At 48.1% G+C, this 2,862-nt stretch carries 4 protein-coding genes; 3 read left to right on the plus strand and 1 reads right to left on the minus strand.

The window, feature by feature from the left end:
- Positions 1-498: 498 nt before the first annotated feature.
- Positions 499-927 (minus strand): hypothetical protein, encoded by a 429-nt coding sequence (locus EBR25_13025; protein NBW41904.1) that lies wholly within the window; start codon positions 925-927, stop codon positions 499-501.
- A gap of 184 nt (positions 928-1,111) precedes the next feature.
- On the opposite strand from EBR25_13025, the gene EBR25_13030 reads away from it, so the two are divergent.
- The 3 genes from EBR25_13030 (at position 1,112) to EBR25_13040 (ending at position 2,780) form a co-directional block, all read left to right on the plus strand.
- Positions 1,112-1,321, plus strand: a complete 210-nt coding sequence (locus EBR25_13030) for a hypothetical protein (GenBank protein NBW41905.1) — start codon at positions 1,112-1,114, stop codon at positions 1,319-1,321.
- Positions 1,322-1,824: 503 nt separating this feature from the next.
- A complete protein-coding gene (locus EBR25_13035) occupies positions 1,825-2,436 on the plus strand; it encodes a hypothetical protein (GenBank protein ID NBW41906.1) in 612 nt (203 codons plus the stop codon).
- Positions 2,437-2,462: 26 nt separating this feature from the next.
- The gene (locus EBR25_13040; GenBank protein NBW41907.1) at positions 2,463-2,780 is read left to right on the plus strand and encodes a hypothetical protein; all 318 of its coding nucleotides are present in this window, start codon (positions 2,463-2,465) and stop codon (positions 2,778-2,780) included.
- The last annotated feature ends 82 nt before the right edge of the window (positions 2,781-2,862 follow it).

Below are 2,862 nucleotides of genomic sequence, written 5' to 3' on the forward strand. Positions count from 1 at the left end.
AGAGTGGCAAAATACCCTAAAGGATGCGTTAGAGGGCAAAATAACTGCCGCCGACGTCGTTAAAGCATTCTCAAAGGAGAAGCAGTCTCCTCTCTCTCAGTCTCCTCAGGCTCAGGCTAAGAGAGATCAGAAGACCAAAGAAAGACAACAGAAGATGCGTGACCAGATCGCTGAGCAGAAGGGTCTCAGGGATCAAGAGGCTGCTGCGGGTCCGGAACCGGAAGAAGAAAAACCAACAGTTTCTGAACAAGAAATCATTAATAGTTTTAGTAAACTGTACAGTGATAGTAAAAAATATGCTCTTAAAGCAGCCCAAAGGAAGGCCAGACAAAACCGTGAACTGACTCCTCAGAGTGTTGAGTTAACTCCTGAAGATATTGAGTCAATTGCTGAGACTACTGCTGAAGAACTTGGAGTGGATTTTAATGTAGCAGTTGAAGCAATTAACAAAAAATATAGAGATGTAAATATTAAAAAAAGAGGACAAGATGCTTCCTCTCAGCCCGAACAACCCACCTCCGATACCACTAAAAAGCCTACTGAAGGCGCTGCCGCCGGTACCGAGGAACCTACCGCTGCACCGACCGAAACTGCTGCTGCTGCTCCGGAACCCGCCGAAGGCGCTGCGCCAGAGCCGGAAGCTCCAGCCCCTGCACCGGGTCCTGCCGCTGCCCCTTCGGGTGGTGGAGAGAAACCTGCCGCCCCTGAGACCGAACCTGCTGAAGGCGCTGCGCCAGAGCCGGAAGCGCAGACATCAACCCAACAGCCGACTTCAGTTCCGCAAGTTAAATATAAAAACCCCAATCCTGAAAGAGAATGGGATGAAGCTATCAGATACCCCGAATTTAAGACTGCTGGTATCGAAGCGTGGAACGATGCTGTTAAAAATGGTAAACCTGCCAAGTTTAGTAAGCTAGGAAGTGTCAACAATGTTGATTTAGATTATGATTCTCTGGAAGAAGGTAAAAAGAAAAATTTTGAGCAATCTTTTAAGAGCGGCGTAATAGAAACTCCTATTGTTGGTAGATTTGAGGACGGATCTTATGAACTTATAGGCGGGAATACTAGGCTGGCAGGTCTAATAAAAAATGGTGTAGATCCAACAGTTACGGTGGTGGATATTCCTAGTGGTGAACAGAAGGCTCCTACCTCTCGCGAAGTCACTAGCAAAGGCGGATTCAAAGCACTCCTTCAACAAGGCAGAAAAAAAGGTGGTGGTGGGGGTTTCGGAGGAGCACGCGCAGCGGCACCGGAGATAATGAAGGCGGGCAAGGAAGCCCAGAGCCTCGAAGACTTCAAAACGTATCTTTACTGGAGGTAGAGGTTTTGAAACCGGTGGCTCTGATCAGGAGCCCGATCCCTATGCGAAGTACCGTGGCGAGCCTGCTGAACCCGAGCTGGGAGCGCAGGCCGGTGGTCGTGAACCAGCCACAGCGGGTCGGGGTGAAGAAGGTCAGGGATCTCTTCTGAAGAAGGGAACAACTGAAGCCAGGGGGGATTTTAAGAAAGGTCAGAAACCCAAACCTCAGAGAAAGGGGGGACAGAGACCTACGTCTGAAAATCCTCCTCCTCCTGCTAAGAAGCCTTCTACCCAAAACGAGAGGGCTTCTAGGCTCAAGGAGCTTAGAGACTCTGGGATGAGTACTCAAAAGGCTCTCAGTATAATGAAACAAGAGGGGTCCGTGAAGACAAGATCTGCAAAGAGATCTAGGAAAAGGGGTGTCTCCAACAGTGCGGAGTACCAAGAGTTCGCACAGAGTATCCGCTCGATGATGAGATAAGCCACTGAGTTGTGCTATAGTTTGATAACTATAGCCAAATTCTATGGACACAGTTGTTTATCAGTGGGTTAGAGAAGACAGGACTCCGTACTATATCGGGATTGGTAATCCGAGGAGACCCTACAAGGGGAGAAGACGCTGCGGTCGTCCTCCTTCTCGGGACCGTATTATCATCCTGCACGAAAACCTCGAGTGGGAGGAGGCTTGCAGGATTGAAAAAGAGCTGATTGCTTTTTACGGCAGGAAGGACTTGGGGACCGGAATACTGAGGAATCTTACTGACGGGGGAGAGGGGGCTGTTAACCCCTCAAAAGAAGCTAGAGAAAGGCTGTCCAAATTAAAGTCTGGAGAGAATCACCCCTTGTTTGGTAAATCTCATTCAAAAGAAACTATAGAAAAAATGTCCAAATCAAAATCTGGAGAGAATAACCCCTGGTTTGGTAAATCCCTCTCAAAAGAAACTAGAGATAAGATATCTAAGAAAAATTCTAAACCAAAAAACTGGTATCACCCTGACCATGGAGAAGTTTTGCAAAAATCTATCTCTGAAATGGTTAAACTGTTCCCCGAACAAAATCTTTCTCTTGGCTGTTTAAGTGGAGTTGCCAAAGGAGTACGGTCTCACCACAAGGGGTGGACAGCGTTGAAAGCTTAGTATAAGGGATTTACCAACATTTAATCATGCCGCTAAAAGAAGGTACCTCCGAAGAGGTTATTTCAGACAACATTTCGAAACTGATGGATGAAGGGACTCCGCAAAAACAGGCTATTGCCATGGCTTTGAGAAATGCAGGTAAGTCGAAGTATGACAGCACCGAAGGTACTGATCATGATGGCGATGGCGACATCGATTCGGATGACTGGATGTCGGCACGCGATAAGGCGATTAAGAAGAGCATGATTGACGACGACGATGCGAAGATGAGACGGATCATGACGATCCGGAGGGGCAGATGGCACAAGGCGACCTCAGGTCCGCCGCCCGTAACGCCCTGCTGATCGATTCTCTTATCTCCGAATCAAGTGATATCCCTGAGTGGGTCCAGGGCAAACTGACTCTCGCTGCCGACTATCTCAATTC

This window comes from bacterium, from assembly GCA_009926305.1.
Classification (GTDB): domain Bacteria; phylum Bdellovibrionota_C; class UBA2361; order UBA2361; family RFPC01; genus RFPC01.